This is a genomic window from Sulfobacillus thermosulfidooxidans DSM 9293 (genome assembly GCF_900176145.1).
GTDB classification, from domain to species: Bacteria; Bacillota; Sulfobacillia; order Sulfobacillales; family Sulfobacillaceae; genus Sulfobacillus; species Sulfobacillus thermosulfidooxidans.
This window is the reverse complement of record NZ_FWWY01000001.1, coordinates 1629755-1652781: the sequence shown is the minus strand read 5'-3', so window position 1 is coordinate 1652781 and position 23027 is coordinate 1629755. Positions and strand designations below refer to the sequence as shown.

Genomic DNA, 23027 nt, shown 5'->3' with positions numbered 1-23027 from the left:
CGGTTTTATTGCAGTTTTCTGTCCTATTCAAAAAACCTCTCATGTTACACTAAAACGGAATAGGGAAATAAAGCAAGGTCTAAGTCTATTTTAGGGGGTTATGTCATGGAGGACGTCATTATTATTGGAGCAGGTCCCGCAGGTTCCACCGCAGCCAGGCTTCTCGCTCAAAGTGGCAAGCAAGTGTTGGTGCTGGAACAGGCAACATTTCCCCGCAAAAAACCTTGTGGAGGAGCCATAACCTCTCGCGCTGTACCGTTACTTCCCGATCAATTTATGAACCATGTGTTATCTTCCCCCACAGCATGGACCTTTCGAGGCAAAAAAGGATCGCGCACGCTCAAAACCTCCAAGCCGTTTTGTTATACTGTGGACCGTTCCCAGTTTGATCACTGGCTGGCGCAAGAGGCACAAAAAGCGGGAGCCCAAGTGATGTTTAACACTCCTGTGACGGCCCTAGCTTTTGATGGAGAACAGTACATTGTTAAAACGTCCCACCGTTATTATTACAGCCGCTATCTCATCGGTGCCGATGGTGCCAAAGGCGTCACGGCCAAATATTTAGGACTGACAAGACCCCATAATGGAGCGGCGGTGGAAACCGAAATTCCCTTTCCTAGCTCCTTACTCGATCACAGTAAAGACCTGGTAGAAATTGACGTATCGCGCTATCCCTGGGGATACGCCTGGATTATTCCCCATGGGTCTATAGCCAATATTGGCGTGGGATCCTTCAAAGCCAGCAAACTTCCCTCACTCAAAGGGTTACTGCAAGATTATATCATGGCCTCTTTCCCTGGTGCCTCGGCCTTAGATACGATCTGGGCTCATCCCCTGCCTTATCGTGTCCATTTTAGTTCTTTGGCCATTGACCACGCCGTTCTTGTTGGCGATGCGGCGGGACTCATGGACAGTTTTTCGGCCGAAGGTATTTTTTCCGCCCTCTATAGTGCCCATATCGCCAGTGAGGCCATTAATATCGCCTACCAACACCACAGCGGCACCGAAAGTTATAATGCTCGCATCCGTGAAGATTTCTGGACTCACTTACGCCCGGCCATTAAAATGTCCCATCTTTTTTATCCTCTAGCCGGATTCTGGACTGAGTGGTTTTTACATCACACAGAATTACTCGAAGAGTATCTGGCCCTGACTCAAGGAGAGTCGACCTATGATCAACTGCTCGCCAAAACCCAAGCCACCCTTCTGGCTAAGCTTCATATCCGTCCGTTAACGCGTTAGCTGATTAATCCACTCCGCTTGCATAGCCAAACCAAACAGCTGGTCTGTGATGCTCTTCTGGGATCGATAACGCTCGCGGATATGGGGTTCGGTCAACCACATAGCGAGCCTGTCTGCCATCTCCATGGGATTTCCCGTTTCCACTAATTCTCCCCCTCCATGGGCCGAGATGAGCTCCTTCACGGCCGAAGGGCCCTCATAGCCCAAAACCGGAACGCCCACAAACATCGCTAGCTGAGCATCGATACCACTGCCATCCCAGTATTGAGGGGCCACGATGATGTCACAAGCCCGAAACCACGCCAAAATATCGGCTGGCCACTTGGGAAAAAGGCAATCTAAGGACAATGATTGCGCCAATTGTTCCAGATTTTTCCGAGATGGGCCATCTCCCAGTATCACCATCCGAAAAAATAGGCCTTGATCATAAAGCGTCTTTGCTATCATCAAAAGGCCCTCGACCCCTTTAAAAACATTCAACCAGCCAAATATCCCCACAACAGGAGCCCTGGGAACAAAATCCTCAGGCCATGAAAAAGAATGTGTTCGCGTTTCCATGGCGGATAGAGGTAATGACAAGCGAGTAATGTGCGACGAAGGCACAGCAAAATGTTGAATTAAATCATCCTCTATATGACCCGATAGGGTAATAACGTGCGAGATTTGAGGATACCACCGCTGCATTAATTGCTTGATCCGAGGGGCCTGATCACCCCGTGTCGCCATTAATTCCGATAATGAGCGGGTGGCAATTAACGTGGTACGAGCATCCACATGATGTTTTCCACTGGCCATGATGGCCTTAAGTTCGAAATCCAGATTTTGATCCAAAATTATCCGGTCATAATAGCTGTAAAGACGGCGGAACAATCCTTTCAATTTTGTCAATCCTTTGGTCAATGGCGCAACGCCACTCAAGCGGTTAACCGAAGGACAGTCAAGGATTTCCACGTTTTCCGGGAAAGGATAGGGACCCGTGTGCGGTGGTAGAGGATTTAATGGCAAAATATCAAGGGCCAATCCCTGTTGTAAAAGAGTCGACGCCACTATGGCCGCGATCATGGTTCCTTCTGTTCCTTCCAATGAGGAAAGAACCCATAATACGCGCATTAGGGCTTAAGCTCCTGGTTTAAGAAATATTGCCACGTTAACGCTAAGCCGTCCTCCAACGACGTCTTCGGAACGAATCCCCAAGCTTTTGCCTTTTCTTGGGACAACACGCTATCATGGATATCCCCAAGCCGGACCGGCGCCAATCGATAACCATCTTGCGGTTTTCCTGCGACTTTAGCCAGGGCCAGAAACAGATTATACACGGAGGTACGCGTTTCGGTACTCACGTTATAGACGGTTTTGGGTCCAGGATTCTCTAGCCGGTGCAAAAAGGCCCGTGCTACATCCTCGACATAGATAAAATCCCTGGTTTGCTGTCCATCCCCATGAATTTCCAGAACGCGGTTTTGTGCCATGGCTTCACAAAAGACTGCCACAACGCCCCCTTCGCCTTGCGTACGTTGTCTCGGACCGTAAACATTGGCTAGACGAAAGACCACGGCATCGAGTCCATGCAACTTGGCGAAATGAAACACATATTGCTCGGCGGTATATTTCGACCATCCATAAAATGCAATAGGATGGACCGGGCCGTCCTCCCTGAGAGGCAAATGAGGCACATCTCCATAGACAGCGGCTGAGGATGCTGTTCGGAACTGCGTGGCGCCTAATGCTTGCGCCGCCATCAACATCCTAAGGGTTCCTTCCAAATTGAGACGCAAATCGGTTAGGGGATCGACCTCAGATGCCGGAACGCTAATTTGCGCGGCCAAATGGATGACGATGTCTACCGGGCCAATTTTATTGAGCCACATTTCTGGCTGTAAAATGTCGCCATAGACAAACCGTGCCCCTTCGGGAATATTTTCCCTAAGACCTTGACTCAGATTATCGACAACCGTCACCCGGTGTCCGTATTCAAGCGCTTTTTCACACAGGTGGGATCCAATAAATCCCGCGCCGCCCGTGATTAATAAATGCATTGTCCATTTACCTCGGTTTCCAGTTTTTTGATACCGTACTGCTGCTAAGAAACTATTCCCGGACTAAGCGATGATAAAGTTTTTGATATTGTTGAGCAATATTTTCCCAACTAAAATCTTCCGCTCGGGCACGTCCCCGTGCCGCCATTTTTTGTGCCAGGGCGGGTGTTTGAATGACTTTTATAATAGTGTCCACCCAGGCATCAACCTCCTTAGGAGGCACTAATAACCCGGAATCGCCCACCACCTCGGAGACAGCCGAGATATCGCCCGCAATGACGGGGATTCCCATTGCCAGAGCTTGCGCTGGGGGAAGTCCGAACCCTTCATAGGTTGATGGATACACAAACAGATCCGCTGCTTGGTAGAGGGCAACGACATTACGGCGACTCAAATACGGCGTTAGGATAACCCGGTCTTCCATGCCGAGTTCCGTCACAAGCCTGGTCGTCGGTTCATGATTTAAAGCTCCCACTAAGACCAATTCCCCATCGTTCAAGCGCGCAAAGACTTTTTGGCAAGCTTGCAACAATGTTTGAACATTTTTCCTCGGATCATAGCCGCCCACGTATAAAAGACGCGGACGTTTAACCAGACCATAGGTGCTGGTGATTTGTTCCATTTGTTCCACCGCGACCGGGCGAAAATAATCGGGATGCACGCCATTGGGAATCACAGTGACCTTTGCAATCCACTGGGGGAAAAAATCTGCAATATCGCGGTATGTCGCTTGAGAGATGGCAACGATTTGACTGGCTAAAGGAAGGTATTTCCGAATCTGACCGAAATACAATCGTTCCCGCAGGCGACCGTGATAGGCTTGTAGACGGTAAGGGATTAAGTCATGTACTGTGACCACTGTGGGGACGGCTAAGGGCCTTGGGGGGTGCATCATATAAGGAATATGCACCAAGGATACATCTTTGGGACTCGATAAAATGCCAACATTTTCCCACCACCATTTGTGCCACGGAGACCGTTTATGTCGAGGAGATAATCCCAAACAGGTTTGATCGGGCAATAGAGCCTGACCATGACGTCCGACTCCTAAGACTTGAGTTCCGACTCGATTCAGTCCCCATACCAGACCTTCTGTATATTCCTCGGTACCTGTTCGGCACTCTTCCATAATCGAAATATCCATAGCAATCTTCATGAAGGTTGGAGTTATCCCCTCTAATAGTGTTTCTGTCTAAAAATGTTTAATGATATCATACCGCATCAGAAAGTCGGGTGATATAGGATCGTCCTCTTTGTCATTGAGCCTGCCTAAGAGGTCGGTTCGTGATGAGACAACGCTGCATCGATAACCAGAGACATCGCTTCACGAAACCGTTCTGGCCGAAATTTTTCACTGTGACGGCGAATCTTCTGGGCATCCCACGCCATGTTTTCCGCTGTCCGGATGGCCTCGATCAGGTGCTTCACATCCTGGCTATGAAAAAACACGCCGGTTTCTCCATCGATAACGGTATCTAACACGCCACCCCGCCCAAATGCAATAACCGGGTGACCTGCAGCCTGCACTTCTATGGGCACAATTCCAAAATCCTCTTCACCGGGAAAAATTAACGCTTTAGCATTTTCGATTAATTGCTTGGCCACGTCATCACTGACAGCTCCAGTGAATTTAATCGTGTTCCCTGCCAGGTGTTTTAAATGACCCCGTTCTGGTCCGTCTCCCGCTACGACTAAGGGAATCCCCATCTGATTGGCCGCTTCAATAGCTAAATCAATACGCTTATAGGCGACTAAACGGGATAATACCAAGTAATAGGAACCCGGATTTTTTACCTCAAAACGGTCAACAGCCACCGGCGGATAGACAATTTGCGCCTGCCGATGATAATGCTTCAGAATGCGACGTTGCACCAAGTGGGAATTAGCTACCAATACATCGGGCCGGTCAGCGGCTAACCTGTCCCACATCCTTACATAATGAAAGACTGGACCCATGAGTCGTTTGGTAATTCCCTTGGCTTCCCGATTGCGATAATCATGATACAAATCCCAGGCATAACGCATAGGCGTGTGGACATAGGCCACATGTACCGTGTCTACTGGCGTAATCACCCCTTTAGCCACGGCCGCCGACGATGAAATCACCAAATCATATTGCGACAGATCGAATTGCTCGAATCCATAAAGGAGAAATGGCAAATAACGATTATACCACCTTTTGGCACGCGGCAATCTTTGCACAAAAGAGGGGATAATGTGTTTTTGGCGCAATCTCGGCGATAAATGATCAAAATCCACCACCCCGGTGAAAATGGGTGCATCCGGATACATCTCCGTTAAAGCCTCTAAGACGCGTTCTGCCCCTCCCATGGTCACGAGCCAATCATGAACTAGAGCGACCCGCATTAGGAAACCGACCCATTTCGATAATGTTCATATTGTGCGGCAATAAAGGCTAAGGCGATTAATAGCGGCACAATGACGCCTTGATCAATCAAAAAGTCGACCCAATTATGCACAATAAAGGCCACGGCCGTGCCAAACGCACCCATGAGGGCCGCATAGCCATATTCGTTCAAAACCGGTAGCTTTTGCCGAATAATGCTGACTGCCTTGCTAATCCATGACCATTCAAACCATAGTGCTGCCAGAATGCCGCCCACCCCTAAATCGGCTCCCCATTCCAGATATAAGTCATGGGCCATCGGGGGAACGGCGGCCAGGCCTTTGGGTGGGTGTTGTTGGATAAACAAATGAAAGTTACCGAGTCCCACGCCTAAGAGAGGATGTTGCCGAATCGCTTGCAGGGCGGATTTCCAAATTAATAACCGTTGATCCGTATCAAAATGCCCTTGGGGATTCAAAAGCGCGGTAACCGTGGTTTTAAGCCGCTCAATGGTATTTTTATGGGCTCCGATGAATAAAGCCGTATGACTTAAATCAGTCTTCCCCAGGAAAAACACCGCAAGAAACATTAAAATGGGAATGCCAATGCCGTATGCGGCGAACATTTTCACGACTTTAGGTTTTGTCACGGCCACTAACACCAACATAAAAAAGACGGCCGCGGCATCCGCCACCCATGACCCGCGAGAATAGGAGAGGACAGCGCCTAAAGCTGTCAGGACCGTGGCAACCACCAGCCATCCCTTCTTGAGATAGCGAGGGCCTAAGGTCAATAAAGCCAATGCTAAGGGAAAGGTTTCATCATTAAATGCTCCAAATACATTGGGTTGTCCAAAAAATCCGGTCGCTCGCACGTGGTGGCCATCCACGATGTTATAAACGGGTCCCAACTGAAACAAAAATTGGTACAGTCCATACACAGTCACCGCACTCACCGCCAAAAAGAGTGCGGTAAAATAACCGTTCCAGATTCTTTCATCCGTTCCCGCATTCCGAAACACAGCGACCATGACGACAAAGAACTCGATATATTCAAGAATTTTAATAACCGTACCAAAACGACTGAGACTTTCCCCTAACGATAACACGGACAGTAATAAAAGAAAGAGAAGGGGCAAGCGAAAAGCTTTCGGTAAAAACGTCTCGACAAGACCGCCGAAACCTTTGTGGACATTTGCCAGGAACAATTTGATAGCCAGCACTATGGCCATAAAATCGGCCACATAAAATTTATGATGGTGCAAGATCATTCCAATGGGAAAGGGAGCCGCCAGAATATAAAGTATGGCAGCAAGAGGCAAGGACAAGGTTGCCAACCAAATATATCCCACAAAGAAAATAAGGGCTCCCACCATTCCCAAACGAATAGCGATAACGGCACCCAATGCGACAATAATCAACGGAACCCACATCGTTTTAGCAAAAATCTGTTCCTGGATTTTGGTCACTTCGGCTCGCATAAAACATCCTCCCGCCTGGCAGTTTATAACTGGGCAACCTGCTGGTAAACCTCACGGGTCTTTTCTGCTACCTGATCCCATGTATAAGACTTGGCCCGCTTCAGCCCTTTTTGCCTTAATACTTCCCGTAACGTCGGCTTTTCCCATAAATCCAACATATATTGCGCGAGCTGATCAATATTTTTTGGATCGACAATGAGCGCCGCATCCCCACACACTTCCGCTAAAGCGCCCTGATTCGAGGCAATCACCGGTGTACCCTGAGCCATTGCCTCTAAGATGGGCAAGCCAAATCCTTCATAAAAGCTTGGATATACAAGCGCTATACTATGTTGGTACAAGGCTTGTAATGTCTCATCTGGAACGTATTCTAACAAAGAGATGGACTCTTCAATGTTCCATTTTTTAGGAGCTTCCAATACAGGGGTATACAACCATCCTTTTTTCCCGGCAATAACCAAATCGACCTGCCCTTCCAAATGATTGGCATGAACAAATTCGGCAAAGGCGTGAATCACCCCTTCAAAATTTTTTCGGGGTTCGATGGTTCCTACAGCCAAGAAATAGGGCCGGTCACGCACATTGACCAAGGTTTTCCGGGTCTGAAATGGGACCCCGTGCGCAATCACCGAGATTTTTTCCCGGGACACATGTAAAATCTCTTGCAGGTCACCCGCCGTAGCTTCACTCGGCACAATGATGTGGTCGGCAACTTTCACCGACTGCTTCATCAATTCTCTCTTCACAACAGACTGGGCCCACGGAAACATTTGGGGATATTTAAAGGCCACAAGATCGTGAACCGTGATGATCGTATGCTTGACGGGACGCAAGACAGGTAATTGATAATCAGGAAAATGCACGACGTCATACGACCGTGTTGATAGCCACAGAGGTAATCGCCACTGCTCATACCAAATTCTTTGACGGCTACTATCCAAAGAGTCCGGAGGATAGATTATGTCCACACCAGGAATCTCTTGCCCTGGCAAAGCCAACACGTCAAGGTGATCGATCGCGTTATATTGGCTAACATACGCAGCTAATAAAGATCCGATGTAACGCCCAATCCCTGCTGACTGAGGCTGATAAAGCAGGGCATCGACTATAATCCGCAGACCATTCCCTCCTATCTTCCCGGCCCTCGTACTTAAACCGTTCTTTATCATACGACAAGAGCAAGAAATTGTCTTAAAAACCGCCTCGTCGTTTAGATCTTTGTTGACATTTGGATCATTGTTTTCCACACTCTGAAAATCCCTGCCATAAGCTCACACAATACGGAAATAAATTCCGCGCGAAAAGAGGATATTTAGCGAAGTGTGCCGTATACAGTAAATGTTATTGTTAAAAGTTGTCGGTTTTAGGCACAGCCTGTTGAGCACATCCTAGGAGGATTTCCACGTATGAGACAAACGCGGGTCAGGCGCCATCGCCGATCTCTGTTTCGAAAATCTATGTCCCGAACTGCGGGGCCAAAGATGGCCCTCATTTCATCCGCATTGATTTTAAGTCAAATCACTATGTCTGGCGCATTTGCTCAAAGTGCTGTCAATATTAGTGGCTATACTTTATCCCAAACACAAAATGATTTAACAATTAACGGGCAAGGATTTGGCACCACTGAGGCCACGGTAACGATTGATGGCCAATCAGCCCCCATTTTATCGTGGTCCAATACCGCGATTACCGTTTCCATTCCGCAAACGGCTGATCCGGGTCCCATTACGGTCACCACATCGCAAGGTCTCACTTCCAATAGCATAACCTTTTTAGGCGTCAGCCGTGGCTCTTATGCCTTATCTTCCGATGGCAAGGTTACGGTTAACGGCAACGTCCCATTTTACGGAGATTTGACCACCATTAACGCATCAACGTCATCACCAGCCGTCCAACTTGTACCGACCAAGGACTACCGTGGGTACTGGATTTTAACGCAGGATGGTCACATTTACGCATTTGGCGATGCCACGTCGTTCCCATCCTTACCATCAGGTAGTGCCCAAGCACTGTCCATGGCAGTAACGCCATCAGGCCAAGGCGCGTATGTCTTGACACAAAATGGTACGGTATATGCTCTGGGCAATGCCACCAATTATGGCAACGCCACAAGCTCAAATGTCGTGAGTATTGCGGCCACTCCAGATGGTCAAGGCTACTGGATTGTAAGCCAAAATGGAGAAGTTGAAGCATTTGGGGATGCTAAAAATTACGGCAGCCTGAGCACATCGACAACCCCGACAAGTAATGCCACAACCAATTCAACAGCATCCTATCCAAATGGCACCCTCGTCCGTCAACAAGGTACAGCCCCTGTCTGGGTGGTCGAAAACGGAAGCCTGCATCATATACCCACTGCAGCAATGTTTCTTTCAATGGGTTATCAGTGGAACCAAATTCAAGTTGTGCCCTCATTGACAGGCATGAATATTGGTAGTCCTCTCGTAACGCCATATCCTTCGGGCACATTGCTTCAAGTCACCGGGCATCATGCCATTTATTTGGTGATGCAGGGCGTTTTGCATCACATTGGCAGCTGGTCAACATTTGTGCAAATGGGTTTGACCGGAAAACCTATTGTGAGTGTGAGCCAATTAGGTGCCAACTGGCCTATGGGTCCGACGTTGAATAGTCCCGTGACGTACTATCCGTCGGGAACTTTAATACAACAACAAGGCACCCCCCAAATCTATATGGTTAACAATGGGGTTCTTCAACATATTGCCAATGCGAGTGTATTTTTAGAGATGGGATATCAATGGAATCAAGTTCTCAAGGTATCATCTCTTCCCAACTTACCGATAGGACCGACTTTGACGACACCGTCCCGGGCTTTTCCCACCGGAACGCTATTACAGGTTCAAGGTCAAAGCCCGGTCTATCTTGACCAGAACGGGGTGTTGCGTCACATTCCCAATCCCACCGTTTTGTATAATTTAGGCTACAGTTTTCAAAATGTCGTGACCGTTCCCTCATCCCAGGTTATTGCCGGGCTTACGATGGGCACCGATCTAGAAAGCACAACAATACCGGGAGTAGCGTCCCAGTCCCCCGATCCATCCAGTCCGTCTACTCCACCGCCTTCTCCCGCGGTCCAAATCGTTCCGACATTAGACGGCCAAGGATATTGGATCTTACAGTCTAACGGTACCGTCACAGCTTTCGGGGACGCCAAAAATTATGGGGAACCATCACCAACTGCCACGGGTGCAGAAGAACTCCTTCCGAGTTTCGACCAGCAAGGCTACGATGTAATTACCACCCAAGGACAGGTCTATAATTTTGGAGATGGACCATCTTTGTCTGTGCCATCAAATGTGGTAAGCGTTGTCGATTCTCCAATCACGGCCACCACAACGACCACACCAATTCCTTTAAAACAATTTAACGGATTTCTCTCGATGGGCTATGGCTTTTTTGTGGACAACTTCCCTAATGGTGTCAACAATTCATCGTTTGAAGATCTTTTGCAACATGGCAACGAACTATCGGTTATTAATCCTGCCTGGTTTAATTTGTCTCAAGATGCCAGTGGCAACTGGAACATTACCAGTTGGTCCACGCAAGGTGCTTACGCGGCCCCTTTGATCAACGGTCTTAACAATATCCAATATGTGACTCAACAAGCCCATCAAGAAGGCGTCATGGTACTGCCCTCTATTGGCAACTACTACAGTCCCGGTAATGGTCCCATCTCCACCCCAGCGGACGTGACCTCACTCGTCCAACAAATTGTCAGCTTGGTCAACCAATACAATTTCGATGGAATCACCATTGACTTTGAGAATAATGGGGATGGAGGTCTCAGTTTACAAGCCGCATCCGAACAATATACGAATTTTATTCAGCAACTCGGGACGGCCCTTCATCAAGACAATAAATTACTGATGGTGGCTGTTTATCCATCAAGTTATCCCGACACCATTTACAACTATCAGGCCATAGCTCCCTATGTCAATTTTATAAACATGATGGCCTATCCCGAGCACAACTCGAGCACATGGCCAGGACCTACCGCAGGTTACCCGTGGGTCAGTAGCCTGGTACAAAATGCCTTGGCACAAGGGGTTAATCCCAGTCAAATTATTTTAGGTGTAGCTCCGTATGGACACGAATGGACCGTCACGAATAACGGTGTGGTTGGACAAGGGGCCGTGAGCTACCGGGCAATTCAAAGCCTATTACAACAACAAAATATTACCCCGTTATGGGATCCCGTAGAAAAAGAAATCGTGTTTACGGCTGGTCCCTTGGCTCAAGCACCATCTCCTGGGCTGTCCATTCAAAATGGGAATGCCTATTCCCCACAAGTCGCTAACTTACAAAATCTCTTAAATATTGTGTTGCTGCAGTACGCCCTGCAAAATGGACAAACTCCTAGACCCTGGCTATGGGCCGATGGATATTTTGGCACCGCGACTCAAAATGCCCTCGAGGCTTTTCAACAGGACTTCTCAGTCAACACGCAAACTCCAGGCGTGTATGACACAGCAACAGCCCAAGCCTTGCAGCAAGTCATTAATCAATGGAACATTGGTCAAAACATTTATTGGTCCGAAACTTCGCGGTCGATTAAAGACCGAATTGAATTGGCGTTAGCCAATCATTTGGGTGGCATTGCAGCATGGCGCTTGCCGTTTGAAAGTACCGGATATTGGACAGATATGGCCCAACTCACCCCGGTATTTCATGGCCAGCCATAATTCGACATTCGTGGTATGATCGAATGCGTGAAAAGATTCAACTTTTAGCGTACTCAGCATCGTTACAGAAAGGTGTCTTGCTATGATACGTGTGTCGAAACACTCTTACCGGTGGTTAGCGCTGCCTCTACCCCTATCTCTTATGATGATTTTGGCGGGATGCGGCTTTCACAGCGCATCCACCACCCATCATACCATTCAGGTCCATTCCTCTACAGCGCCAACGCCGTCCCCTTCACCCTCTCCCAGTCCCTCACCAAGCTCGGTGCCGAGTTCCGTCGCGCCATCACCCAGTCAATCATCCACCACACCGAGCCAAGGCCAGTCGGTAACGCCTCCCCCACCGCCGGGAGCCGGATCATACCGGGAGCTTCACATTGTGGTCGAACACGCCACGAACGAGGGGACCACCACAATTAACGGCCAATCACTACAAATTGATTTGCTTACACTCAAGGTGGAAAATCCCACCTCAGGCATAATTGGTCTTGCCTTAAATGACGTTAGTGTGCTAGCTGGTAACAGTTCCTACAGCTGGAATGATTTTTCTTCGAAGGGTCTTAGTGAAAATAATTCCCTGTTCCCTTATCCTCCCACGCCAAAGAGTCCTAGCGCCGACGTAACCCAAATATTGCCAGATAGACCATTGACAGGAGACATCACAGTTCTTGTCCCAGCCCGGTCATCATACGAACTGGTGTTTAATGGCACCACAGATCCTACCAGTTCACAAGCCACGTTTAGTTCCTAAGGATTTCTTAGCCTGCAAATCCGCCACTAAGATTTGCGCCCGGTGATCCCAACTATGTTCCTGTTCAATTACCCGGCGCGCATTGTAAGCATAGAGATCCAGCAACTTGGGTGAACGCAAGCAGCTTTCTAGGGTCTTTGCTAAGGATTCGCTATCAGGCCGGGCAATTTTCCCGACCTGATAGCGTTCCACAAACCGTGCTGCCTCAGATTGATCCGTCACAATCACGCCAAGCCCATGCGAAAGATAATCCATCAATTTAACGGGCCATGCCAAGCGCGTATAAGCGGTATCGCGCCGTGGAATGACAGCCACTGATGCATGGGCATACCAGTATTCAAGATCCTGACCTTGGGCTTCCACCAGGGTGATATAAGAAACCGGCGGGGACTTTGGCCATTCAGCACGCCGCATCACCAATGCCAAATGCACATCTGGCATTGATTGATGAAGCTTATGGACCGCATTGATTAATATATCAACCCCATCATAAGGACCGCCAGCACCCACATACAAAATCCACTGTTCGGGTTGTTGACTCGGTTTTATTAAAGGCAGACGAGGATACAAGACCCCACCGGGTGGAAGCAGGCGCACCTCTTTTCCTCCGACCAACTGACCGAGTGCGGTTGAAGGCACATAAATGATATCAGCAAGATGGCGGTACATAAAAAGCGTAAGAACATAAAGCCATTTCATCACACGCTCCCGATAATTTTTGGGCGGATACAATTTCGGAAAGCGTTGATAGTAATCGCGAACGTAAACCGCAAGGGGAATCGCTTTGTGCTTGACGGCCCAGAGAAATCTGAAGTCAGCTGGTGTCGCGAAGGAACTCGCACTTTCCACATAAACCATATCTATTGAGTCCAAGATCCCGCGCCTTAATGCTTCATGAAGCCATATCGCTCGCTCTTTTCGCGTACCAGCAATAACGGTCAGGGTACTTATTTTGGCTAGCGACTCGGCCATGTGCATAATGCGCACTTTTGGGGCACGATCAAGGGTATCTAAAGGGTAATGGCCGATGAGAAGGACACGGGGTTTAGTCATAGGCCCGGACGGGGTTGAATCCCCTTTAACCATTCATCGGCAATATGCTGCCAGGTATAGTGGTCATGAACAAATTGCCAGCCCCGTTGCCCCATTTGTTTCCACGAGTCCTCCTGCATGTGCGCTAAGTGCATCACCGCATGAGCTAAAGCCTCGCCATCCTCGGGCGGCACCACCATCCCTCCTTCGGATTTGCGAACCAGTTCAGCCATTTCACCCTCTCCCACATAGATAATCGGGACTTTGGCCGACCAGGCCGGAAACACTTTAGAAGGACGAGCACCATGAAATAGCGGGTGCTTGCGCAACGGCACCACAACCGCTCGTGAAATCGCGAAATATTCCGGCATTTTCTCGACTGGCTGCAACTCCTCGAAAAAAACATTGGTCAGACCTTCCGTTTGAACCCGCTGCAGCAAATGCTGTTTTACGGGTCCTTCCCCGACCAGGACAAAAACAATATCAGGTTCTTTTCTGAGGCGTATTGCGGCATCAATGATAACGTCTAAACCTTGCGCATAACCTAAAGTGCCCGGGTAAAGAAAAATTTTCTCCTGCGCGCCACCAAATTTATGGCGCAACGACGCCTTTGCTGGCAGTGCAGGAAACTGATCGAGATTGACACCATTGGGGAAAAACAACACCCGGCTTGGTTCGATAGTATGGGTATCCATCACAGCACGTCGAATGCCCTCGGTAACCGTAGAAACATAGTGGGCATGGCGATACAACGACAGTTCTAGCTCTTTCGTTAACCGGATCAACCAAGGATTTTTAACCAGTCCCAGGGCTACCGCCGATTCGGGCCAAAGATCGGAAATCGATAAAATATAAGGGACATGATAGAGTTTTGAGTACAACCGTCCGGTAATCCCCAAAAACAACGGGGGCGACTCGACAAGTAAATAATCCGGAGGCGAAAATTGGCGGAGGCCCCAAAAACTTGTTACCACAAATGAAAAATAATTGAGCAGACGCCACCAAAATCGTTTCGCTGGGGAAACACGCCAAATCCACATCCGAACCACCTCAATGCCGCGAATTTTTTCGCGCACCATCCATGGTTGGCGTTTTGCCCCGGTGCCCAGATGATGAGGCAATGCTGTGACCACCGACACCGAATGTCCTCGTCGTGTCAGTTCCTGAGCCATAGCTTCTAACCGCAATGATGCAGCCCCCGGTTCTGGTGGATAATATTGGGTCAAAAAGATAAAACGGAGCGGTTTGAAATCCATGAGCTCGGCAATCTCTCCCCCTAAATTCCCACTTTTTGTATCGCGATGATTAGGCTGATTAATACATGCTGTGATAAATTTTGACATATTCTTTTCCCATCATTACACAGTATTACCCCAACAAATTTAAAATTGGGTGAGAAATACCTCGCTCACACCATGTCTTATATCTTACACGAATCCACATATCCTAGAGGCAAAACCGGCTAGAAATCATCACACAAAACCCCAAGAAGCCATAAATTCTGCCCCTTGGGGTTTTAAGTGGGACCATTAGAGGGATAATGTCGAATTATTCCGGAATAAATTGCGTTAATGGTCCTGCGGACGGCCCTTGAGTACGCTCTGGAACATTCAATTCTTCAACCGTAAAGTTCCCTTGGTCCTTCGAAGAAAATGTTCCTAAGTTTACCCACCGCGCCGTCGCTTGTTCGTTCACGGTCACTTTATTGACAAGACCGGCATGATTAATTTGATAAGTAATTTGACCGTTTCCGGCCGGAACATAGACTTTGACTTCATAAGCTGAAGCCGAGCCCGCCTCAGGATTTTCGATGCTTACCGCATACCGTTGGTTGAGCCCCCAAACATGCACGGCATCTGTCATCAAAAATGATCCCACCACTACGACAAGACCGCCTAGAATCCAAGCAATGGACTTTCCCATAAAAAAATACCCTCCTAAAAACCAATGATTCTTGAAGCCATGGATCAATCCATGGCTTCATCTCTTACGGAATATAGTATAGCGGAACTAGTCTTTAGTGGCGATAAGAAATCCTTATTTGGTCAACAAATAGCCAACATAATCCAATAGCTCTTGAGCACAATGTTCGCAATATCCCATATCATCAATTAACCGGCGCTTAACCTCCATGACCCGGTTCTTTTGCTGATCGTTTAACACCTTCGTAGACGTCGTGACTTTGACAAGGTTGGCTACGTCGGCAAATAATTTCTTTTCAATGGCCTCCTTCATTTTGGGATGGGAATCCCAACTGAGCGATTGTCCTCTTCGGGCCATAGCTCCTGCCTTATTCACCATTTCTTGGCGAAATGCTGTAGCCGCGGCATCACTAATACCCAGGGCCTTCTCGAGATCTTGAAGTATTTTTTCGTTGGGTTCGACTTCTTCCCCCGTAACCGGGTCTTTGACCGTTGAATGCATGATACGAGCTTCAGCATGTTCCAAATAGTTGTCATACAATAACTGCGCAGCATCTTGAAACGAATCGACAAAGGCCCTTTGAATCTCATTCTTGGCTGCTTCGTCATACAATTCATGAGTAGCTTTGAGCGATTCCAACAGGTCTTGGTTTTTGACCTGGGTAATATGCTGCTCAAAGCTTTCCCGAATCGCCCGCAACATAGCCGTTGGGGTGACGCAAGGCTCTTTGTCACTCGCCATGGCATAAGACAAGGCATCGAGAATATGACGCGGCGAAATACCTTGAAATCCTTCACCTTGCTTACGGGCAAGTTCCCGAACGCGGTTGATTTCCCTTTGCTGCACATCGGGTAACTCTTTGCCATCATATAATGTAAGCTTTTCCTTGATGGAAAACTTGGCATCTCGGGCGAGTCTGGTACCGACACCAAACATGGCTGCCACTTTGAGCGTATTCGGTGCAATATGCTTGCCGAGTTTTTGTCCCCCCAGGTTCATCATCTTTTGATAAGTCCGAATTTCTTGACTGACGGTCAGGTTATACGGCACTTTAATTAAGAGGACCCGGTTATGCAACGCTTCATACGCCTTGTTGCTGACGAAGCGTTCAAATTCATTTTCATTGGTATGGGCAATAATGGCTTCATCGGCATCAAACAAGCCAAAACGTCCCACTTTAATCTTGCGCTCTTGGGCCAATGTTAACAACCCGTGCAGAAAATCTGGTTGGGCTTTTAACATTTCAATAAACTCCATAATCCCCCGGTTAGCAGCATTGAACGCACCATCAAATCGGTACGCGCGAGGATCAGATTCCGAACCGTAGCGTGAAATCGTCGAGAGATCCATCGAGCCCACGAGTTCGCTAATGTCCTGCACCTTACTATCCGAAGGAGCAAAAGTGCCAATGCCAATTCGGCGCGATTCGGAAATTAAGACGCGTTTGACGGGCACTTCTTGTAAGCGTCCTTGATATTCATGATCAATCATCCACTGGCAATAAGGACATAGATCGCCTTCAATTGTCACCCCCGTTTCTTGCATAAATTCTCGGCGTGCCGCCTCCGGCAATAAATGTAATGGTTCTTCTTGTTGGGGACAAAAACTAATCGCATAAAGGGCCCCCTCATCAGTTCGGGAGTATTCTTCCAACCCCTTTTTTAAAATTGCTGTGATGGTTGATTTTCCCGTGCCAGGACTCCCCATCATTAACAAAATCCGGCGTCTAATGTCCATTCCACGTGCCGCAGCGGAAAAGTACTCGACGATTTCATTGATGGTGTCATCAATACCGAAAATGTCTTGGCTAAAGAATTTATAACGGGGCACTTCTTGTCCCTCAAGCTTTTCAACACCGTGCGACATAATCATCCGGTAGATGCGGGCATGGGCCAAATCGGCGATGGACGGTGTTTGTTGCACCTTGATCAGGTAATCCGCAAACGTGCCTTCCCATGTCCATGCCCCCTGAGGGGGTTGATGTTTGGTTAACCAATCTGTATCAAATCGTGCCATATTAAGCCCTCCTTCTCCAATCGGCTTCATTGCCATACCAGATTTTGTGCGCACTGGTCAGCATCACATCTCCACCCCACAAGTAAGCAATCGCATTCAACACATCCTGGGTGTAATCTTTGTGCAGGGGTTTGTCACCATGGTATATCAAGTCCAGCCGATGGCTTTGGGCATCAATTTGCTCCACAAATATTTCGGGAGTATCGGGAAGAAAAACCCGCTGGACATCGCGCATCAAATCCTCAACCGGATAATATTCTGTTCCCTTGTTTGGGTCTTGCGCATCAATCGGACGTTCTAAAGGCCACAAATTTTTGTCTTGTGCTAAGCGAACCAACTCTGGCGTGATCCACTGATTGATCCACTGCAAATCCGTTTGTTCCGCAACAATCTGAAAGCACGTATCGAGTCCATGAAGTTCGTTAATAAGCTCCCATAAGGTCCATCCAAAGTAATACGGATTAAAGAAATTGCGGCTTTGCGTGACCAGAGCATGCATGCGCATCGCTTCAATATGATCTTGAGCGTCCCACTGCGAAAATTCCCGAGTTAGGCGAACATGCCAAAATGTGGCCCATCCTTCATTCATGAACTTCGTCCGCGCTTGTGGCTGAAAGTACAGCATTTCCTCCCGCAACATGCGTAAAGCCATACGTTCTTCGTCGGCCAAATGGCCAAAATCTGCGACCAGTGCCAAAACATCCTGAGTATAAGGCCAGATTTTATACGCCGGCACATAACTCACGTCATCATCGTGGTCGAGGGCTTTGGGTTCGTACAGCTCTTTCACCCAATCAAAGGATCGTTGTTGGCCTTTACTTTTGTCTTTATCGGGAATACGAACAAAATCTGGTGCTCGGTAATATGGGTCAACCAATTGATACAGGGTATGCGCGGCATCAATGAGCTTTTCCACGCGGGAAAAGCTGCGTTGGCGGTGAAGATCCTCCAACCACTCAGCATGTTCGCGAAACCACATCCCGATATTGGGTCGGCGCACGGCACTAAGAAATTGATTGCGAGCAAAAAAATCGGTGTGCCCTAACACATGGCCTATGACAAGTACGTTATAAGCATCCGCGTTCTTATCCAACAAGTAGGCTAAGGCCGGGTCGCCATTGACCACAAGCTCATAGATCCTCCCAAGCCCTTGCTCATCCCGTTGTTTGGCCATCCAATACCGTTCTCCATGTGTCCAGTGACGATATCTTCCTGGAGCAAAGTAGGAGGATAAAGTATAAATATCTTCATCGGAAACGAGGTGAAATTCGGTCGGCAGAGGAGTGAGTCCATGAGCACGCACTAACTCATCCATCTCTTTGACCCAGTCGTCTAACGTTCCGTGGACCATTGTTATCACCTCCAGGTCCTTGACACCAAAAACTTGCTGTTAGCTGCCATGGCCATCTATGACAGCACGAATCGCGGGAAGAATATGCTCCTTGCTATCAATCTTGGCCATCCGCATGGCTGGATGAAAATGACCGCCGAGTTCCGCGCTTTTGCGGAACAAAGACCACAGGGGCGATACGCCTTTGTGTCCTTCCACTTCGAAATATCCCAACAACGATGACGTGGATAACAGGGTCTGAATAATTTCTATGAGTTCCCGGCCGTAATCTGACCAAATATCACCGTCGGAAAAATGTAATAAATACCGATTCCAATCCTCGTGAGGAAAATCATGATCCCACAATTGCAAAATCGTTTGATAGGTCGATAAAATCGCGGTGCCCCCAGTAATTTCTCGGTTGAAAAAGTCTTTTTCATCCACTTCTACCGGCACGGTTGTGTGCAAGAAATACCGAATTTCTGCGTAACGGTACTGACGGCGAATCCATTGAACGAGCCACCACGCGGCCGATTTCGAAAGATAACGTTTAGATTCGTCCATAGAGCCTGAGGCATCACGGACGAGCGTAATCACCGCGGCTGTTACGGGTTTGGGATAGGTACGCCAACTTCGGTAACGTAAATCATCCTGGGTTAAATAATCGCGGCCTTGCTTGGCCGCTTGATAGAGGCTCCGCCGTTTATCGATATTGGACCACGGCCCGTGTGTTGAGACGTCATCATAGCGATCTTCTTCCCCATGTAACACACCGCGTGGCTTATCGTCTAATCGGGGGAGTTTTAAATCCTCAAGCAGCAAATCCATGATTTCTTCCGTGGTCAATTCAATCCAGACCACATCGTCACCACCCTCTTGACCGGGTCCAAGACCATTGCCTTGTCCGGCGGAACCCTGAGGTTGGTAACGAAAATCAGGTTCTTCCAATTTCCGAACCGCGACGCGAATGCGTTGATCTGGCGCACTCCCCATCACGGCTTCTTGCGTAATCAGTTCGGGCAATTTTGCCTTAATCGCTTGACTCAGTTTCCTTAAATACCATTGGCGATCCAGTTCGCCTTTGTGGTCATAGAGATCCATGGTCATCCCTCCGTTCATGGGAACGAAAACAGAGACCGGCAGAGATAAGTGGGAAAGGAGAAATTCGTAGGGAAGGTGCTTCAGGTTGAATTTAGTATAGCATACTCCCGATTATTCCGACAGTAAGAATCGTGCGAATTCAGCTGGATGAACAAAGGTTTGATTGCATTTTGTGCATCTTTCGTTTATTATCCTAGTTTATCGTGAATTTTATGTCACCTTCACCTCACGACAATATCGATCCGTTGTTTAGTCAACCGCTTAACTTCAATTGTGGTGTTGAATGTGTTGTGTTCGACGCTACTTCCCCTGACCGTAATCTGTGAGTGATGAAATGTTTTAGATACGTTTACTATATCCTAGACCAAGCCCTATTTAGAATGATAAATTTGCATGTCCTGATGAAATTTTATTCATGGATATAGCGCCCGTTAAAATGTTCAGGAATCTCTTTGTCCCATGAGAGATTGCTACACGTCAAAGACGCGGTTGTTTGATGGAATCCAAAGAGCGGGAACGGTTCGGTCTTAAAGAGTCCGCACGAAGGACAGACAAGATGGTAGCCAAGACAGCAATAAAGGCCATGACCAAAAACGCCAGATGGAGACCATGAATAAATCCGGTGATCGATCCCTGGGCTTGGTGATGGGAAATGCCCCGGACAGTGCCGGCAAAGATGGCTAACATGGCCGGTTTGGGAATGCTTTGGGTAACCAGCACCAGTGAAAAGGCTACAGATATGAGCATCCCGGTATTCGTGGTCAAAGACCGGATGCCTGAGGCTTCTCCCCGCCTGTTGACTCCAGCCGCGTTCATGATATTACTGGTATTCGAGGAATTAAAGAGGCCCGAGCCAATACCGGCTATAATCATCCACAGGGCCAACTGCCAATAAGGAGTGTGGACCTGGATATCTAAGCCTAAGCCCACCAATCCCACAACCGTCAAGACCGTTCCTAAAGTGGTAGGCAACAAGGCTCCGAACAAATCAGCCATCCATCCCGAAATCGGCGCGAAAACGAGCATACCAGCCGCCAAAGGAATAGACAAAATCCCGGCCTTAAGCGCACTATCACCTTGTGGGCCCTGAAAATAAAAGATCAGCAAAAACAAAATCGCCATACGCGATATGGCTAACAGAGCCGCGGAGATATTGCCAAAACCAAATGTGCGGTTTTTAAACAAGCTCAAATGTAAAATGGGGTCTTTGGCATGACTTTCGTTCCAAAGGAACACGGGCATGAAAATGACAAAGGCAACAAAACCCAGATAGACTTCCCATTGATCCCAATATTTAATAGCCCCCCACGTAAGAGCTATTAACAAACCACTCACAGCCAGAATATAACTGGCGACGCCCACCGTATCAAACGCCTGGGAATCTGTCTTGATACGCTGGAAGGATAGGCCTAACACTTTAACGGCAAAAAGCACGGCGATAATACCAAAGGGTACATTAAACCAAAACGTCCATTGCCAACCGTAATCCGTTGTCAACCAGCCCCCTAACACTGGGCCAATAATTTGACCGACAGCAACAACCATCACATTGATACCCAGAGCACGGCCTAATTCGTGGGGTTCAAACCAATCGGCCACGATCGCAGCGCTATTGGCCATGAGCATGGCTCCTCCCATTCCTTGGAGGACTCTTAATGTGATAAGCCATAGAGCCGAATGCACAAAACCCGCGGCCAAAGAGACCCCGGTAAAAATAAGCATCCCTAAAATATACAGACGCCGGCGCCCAAAGTGGTCGGCGAGGCTTCCTGCCATTAACACCATGACAGTCTGGGCCACCATATACGCCATCATGATCCACATGGCCGACAACAAAGAGATCGACAAACTCCGGATAAGATCCGGCAACGCAATAATCAGCGTGCTGAAATTCAACGCAGAAAGCAGCGCCCCCAAGCTCGTTACCGCTAATACTGCGTATTTTTTCGCCGTCATTATTCGCTCCCCTGATCTTTGATTTGTTGCTTTAGATCGCGGGATAATTGTTCATAGCGTTGTAGCTTTTGCTCAAGGGCTTGTTTCATCTCCTCAAGCCGACTCATGCGTTCGTTCACTAATTCCCATTCGCCTTGGACCACAATAGCCGCGCGTGCTAACACCTCTAATCGTTCCTTGGGAGAATGAGACCGGTGATATTGAGTGCGAAGATTTTCAATGGCATCCTCAGCCTGGATGACCTGCCGAATTTCCTCAAGAGACCATCCCAATAACTCTTTTAACTCCTGGATATGCCGAATGCGTTGAATGGTGCGTCCATCATAAACCCGGAAACCTCCATCCAGACGTCTAATCGGTTCAATTAAACCCACATCCTCGTAATAGCGCAGTGTACGCGTTGTGGTCTGACAAAGCTGCGCTAATTCACCAATTTGCATTTCATGGGGAATGTCCACCGACTTATCACCTCACACCCGGTTAACCAGGATTCATATCTTTGTCATAATATTACTCTAACGTAAAGGTAATAGTTTGGCTAGAGTCTCCCATAGCCCCATAAACCGCGTTTCTCAGCGGAGAAAAAGAGCACCGGTAATCATCGAGCCAATAATGACCAAAACCGGAGAAATTTTCAGTTCTTTGATGGCCACCAGTCCGAGAATAAAGATCACCAGAGGAATCACGTAGCGGTGAGCGGGAAAGGTGCCCGGAATTAAGTCGAGAATCAGTAATACCAATAACACAATCACAATCGGTTTGACCCCGCGAATGAGTCCAATCACGTAGGGATTAGACTTGTGCGCTAAAAGAACTTGATATAATCCCAACATTAAGACCAAAGAGGGTAAAACCACTCCGATGAGCGCGCTAAGGGCTCCCATGACGCCACCGACTTGCCATCCGATGGCCGCTGCCAACTTTGTAGCAATAGGTCCTGGCAGGGCATTGCCAATAGCGAGCATTTCCGCAAACTGCGTGTTGTCCATCCAGTGATATCCGTTCACCGAGATGGCCTGAATCAAGGAAATGGATCCGGGACCGCCTCCATAGCCCAAAATGCCGACTTTAAAGAATCCCCAAAATAACTGCACCCACTTGCCCACACAA

At 48.2% G+C, this 23027-nt stretch carries 18 protein-coding genes; 3 read left to right on the top strand and 15 right to left on the bottom strand.

The window, feature by feature from the left end; all coding sequences use genetic code 11:
* The first annotated feature begins 87 nt into the window (after positions 1-87).
* Entirely contained in the window at positions 88-1242 is a 1155-nt protein-coding gene (locus B8987_RS08305; protein WP_278281299.1) for a geranylgeranyl reductase family protein, read from the top strand.
* On the opposite strand, the gene B8987_RS08300 is transcribed toward B8987_RS08305, so the two are convergent.
* The 6 genes from B8987_RS08300 to B8987_RS08275 form a co-directional block, all read right to left on the bottom strand.
* Complete coding sequence (locus B8987_RS08300) at positions 1231-2352, bottom strand: glycosyltransferase (RefSeq protein ID WP_084661216.1); 1122 nt, start codon at positions 2350-2352, stop codon at positions 1231-1233. The two genes, B8987_RS08305 and B8987_RS08300, sit on opposite strands and share 12 nt — an antisense overlap.
* Positions 2352-3278 (bottom strand): NAD-dependent epimerase/dehydratase family protein, encoded by a 927-nt coding sequence (locus tag B8987_RS08295; protein WP_084661215.1) that lies wholly within the window; start codon positions 3276-3278, stop codon positions 2352-2354. The genes B8987_RS08300 and B8987_RS08295 overlap by 1 nt, the downstream gene beginning before the upstream one ends.
* A 52-nt stretch (positions 3279-3330) precedes the next feature.
* Complete coding sequence (locus tag B8987_RS08290; RefSeq protein ID WP_084661214.1) at positions 3331-4434, bottom strand: glycosyltransferase family 4 protein; 1104 nt, start codon at positions 4432-4434, stop codon at positions 3331-3333.
* A 113-nt stretch (positions 4435-4547) separates the two neighbouring features.
* Positions 4548-5645 carry a glycosyltransferase gene (locus B8987_RS08285; protein WP_084661213.1) on the bottom strand — a complete coding sequence of 366 codons (1098 nt, stop codon included), beginning with the start codon at positions 5643-5645 and terminating at the stop codon, positions 4548-4550.
* Positions 5645-7105, bottom strand: a complete 1461-nt coding sequence (locus tag B8987_RS08280) for an O-antigen ligase family protein (protein WP_139793505.1) — start codon at positions 7103-7105, stop codon at positions 5645-5647. The genes B8987_RS08285 and B8987_RS08280 overlap by 1 nt, the downstream gene beginning before the upstream one ends.
* A gap of 23 nt (positions 7106-7128) precedes the next feature.
* The gene (locus tag B8987_RS08275; RefSeq protein WP_084661212.1) at positions 7129-8274 is read right to left on the bottom strand and encodes a glycosyltransferase family 4 protein; all 1146 of its coding nucleotides are present in this window, start codon (positions 8272-8274) and stop codon (positions 7129-7131) included.
* Between the two features lie 237 nt (positions 8275-8511).
* Here B8987_RS08275 and B8987_RS08270 point away from each other — a divergent pair, with 237 nt between their 5' ends.
* Together B8987_RS08270 and B8987_RS08265 are read left to right on the top strand one after the other, a co-directional pair.
* Positions 8512-11808: a glycosyl hydrolase family 18 protein gene (locus tag B8987_RS08270; protein WP_084661211.1), complete on the top strand. Its 3297-nt coding sequence runs from the start codon at positions 8512-8514 to the stop codon at positions 11806-11808.
* An 82-nt stretch (positions 11809-11890) separates the two neighbouring features.
* Positions 11891-12559 (top strand): hypothetical protein, encoded by a 669-nt coding sequence (locus B8987_RS08265; RefSeq protein ID WP_139793504.1) that lies wholly within the window; start codon positions 11891-11893, stop codon positions 12557-12559.
* On the opposite strand, the gene B8987_RS08260 is transcribed toward B8987_RS08265, so the two are convergent.
* The 9 genes from B8987_RS08260 to B8987_RS08220 all read right to left on the bottom strand — a co-directional run bounded on the left by B8987_RS08260 (position 12536) and on the right by B8987_RS08220 (position 23023).
* Positions 12536-13645 carry a glycosyltransferase gene (locus tag B8987_RS08260; RefSeq protein ID WP_084661210.1) on the bottom strand — a complete coding sequence of 370 codons (1110 nt, stop codon included), beginning with the start codon at positions 13643-13645 and terminating at the stop codon, positions 12536-12538. The genes B8987_RS08265 and B8987_RS08260 overlap by 24 nt on opposite strands.
* A complete protein-coding gene (locus B8987_RS08255; protein WP_242940647.1) occupies positions 13609-14934 on the bottom strand; it encodes a glycosyltransferase family 4 protein in 1326 nt (441 codons plus the stop codon). The genes B8987_RS08260 and B8987_RS08255 overlap by 37 nt, the downstream gene beginning before the upstream one ends.
* Before the next feature lie 205 nt (positions 14935-15139).
* Entirely contained in the window at positions 15140-15514 is a 375-nt protein-coding gene (locus tag B8987_RS08250) for a carbohydrate-binding protein (protein WP_084661209.1), read from the bottom strand.
* Between the two features lie 114 nt (positions 15515-15628).
* On the bottom strand, positions 15629-17530 hold the full coding sequence (locus B8987_RS08245) for a serine protein kinase (RefSeq protein WP_020375618.1): 1902 nt from the start codon (positions 17528-17530) through the stop codon (positions 15629-15631).
* A 1-nt stretch (position 17531) separates the two neighbouring features.
* The gene (locus B8987_RS08240; RefSeq protein ID WP_076006359.1) at positions 17532-18881 is read right to left on the bottom strand and encodes a SpoVR family protein; all 1350 of its coding nucleotides are present in this window, start codon (positions 18879-18881) and stop codon (positions 17532-17534) included.
* A gap of 39 nt (positions 18882-18920) precedes the next feature.
* Positions 18921-19961 carry a DUF444 family protein gene (locus B8987_RS08235; protein ID WP_076006360.1) on the bottom strand — a complete coding sequence of 347 codons (1041 nt, stop codon included), beginning with the start codon at positions 19959-19961 and terminating at the stop codon, positions 18921-18923.
* A gap of 477 nt (positions 19962-20438) precedes the next feature.
* On the bottom strand, positions 20439-21917 hold the full coding sequence (locus tag B8987_RS08230; RefSeq protein ID WP_084661208.1) for an MFS transporter: 1479 nt from the start codon (positions 21915-21917) through the stop codon (positions 20439-20441).
* Positions 21917-22375, bottom strand: a complete 459-nt coding sequence (locus tag B8987_RS08225; RefSeq protein ID WP_084661207.1) for a MerR family transcriptional regulator — start codon at positions 22373-22375, stop codon at positions 21917-21919. The genes B8987_RS08230 and B8987_RS08225 overlap by 1 nt, the downstream gene beginning before the upstream one ends.
* Before the next feature lie 114 nt (positions 22376-22489).
* Positions 22490-23023 carry a chromate transporter gene (locus tag B8987_RS08220; protein ID WP_020375613.1) on the bottom strand — a complete coding sequence of 178 codons (534 nt, stop codon included), beginning with the start codon at positions 23021-23023 and terminating at the stop codon, positions 22490-22492.
* Between the last annotated feature and the right edge of the window lie 4 nt (positions 23024-23027).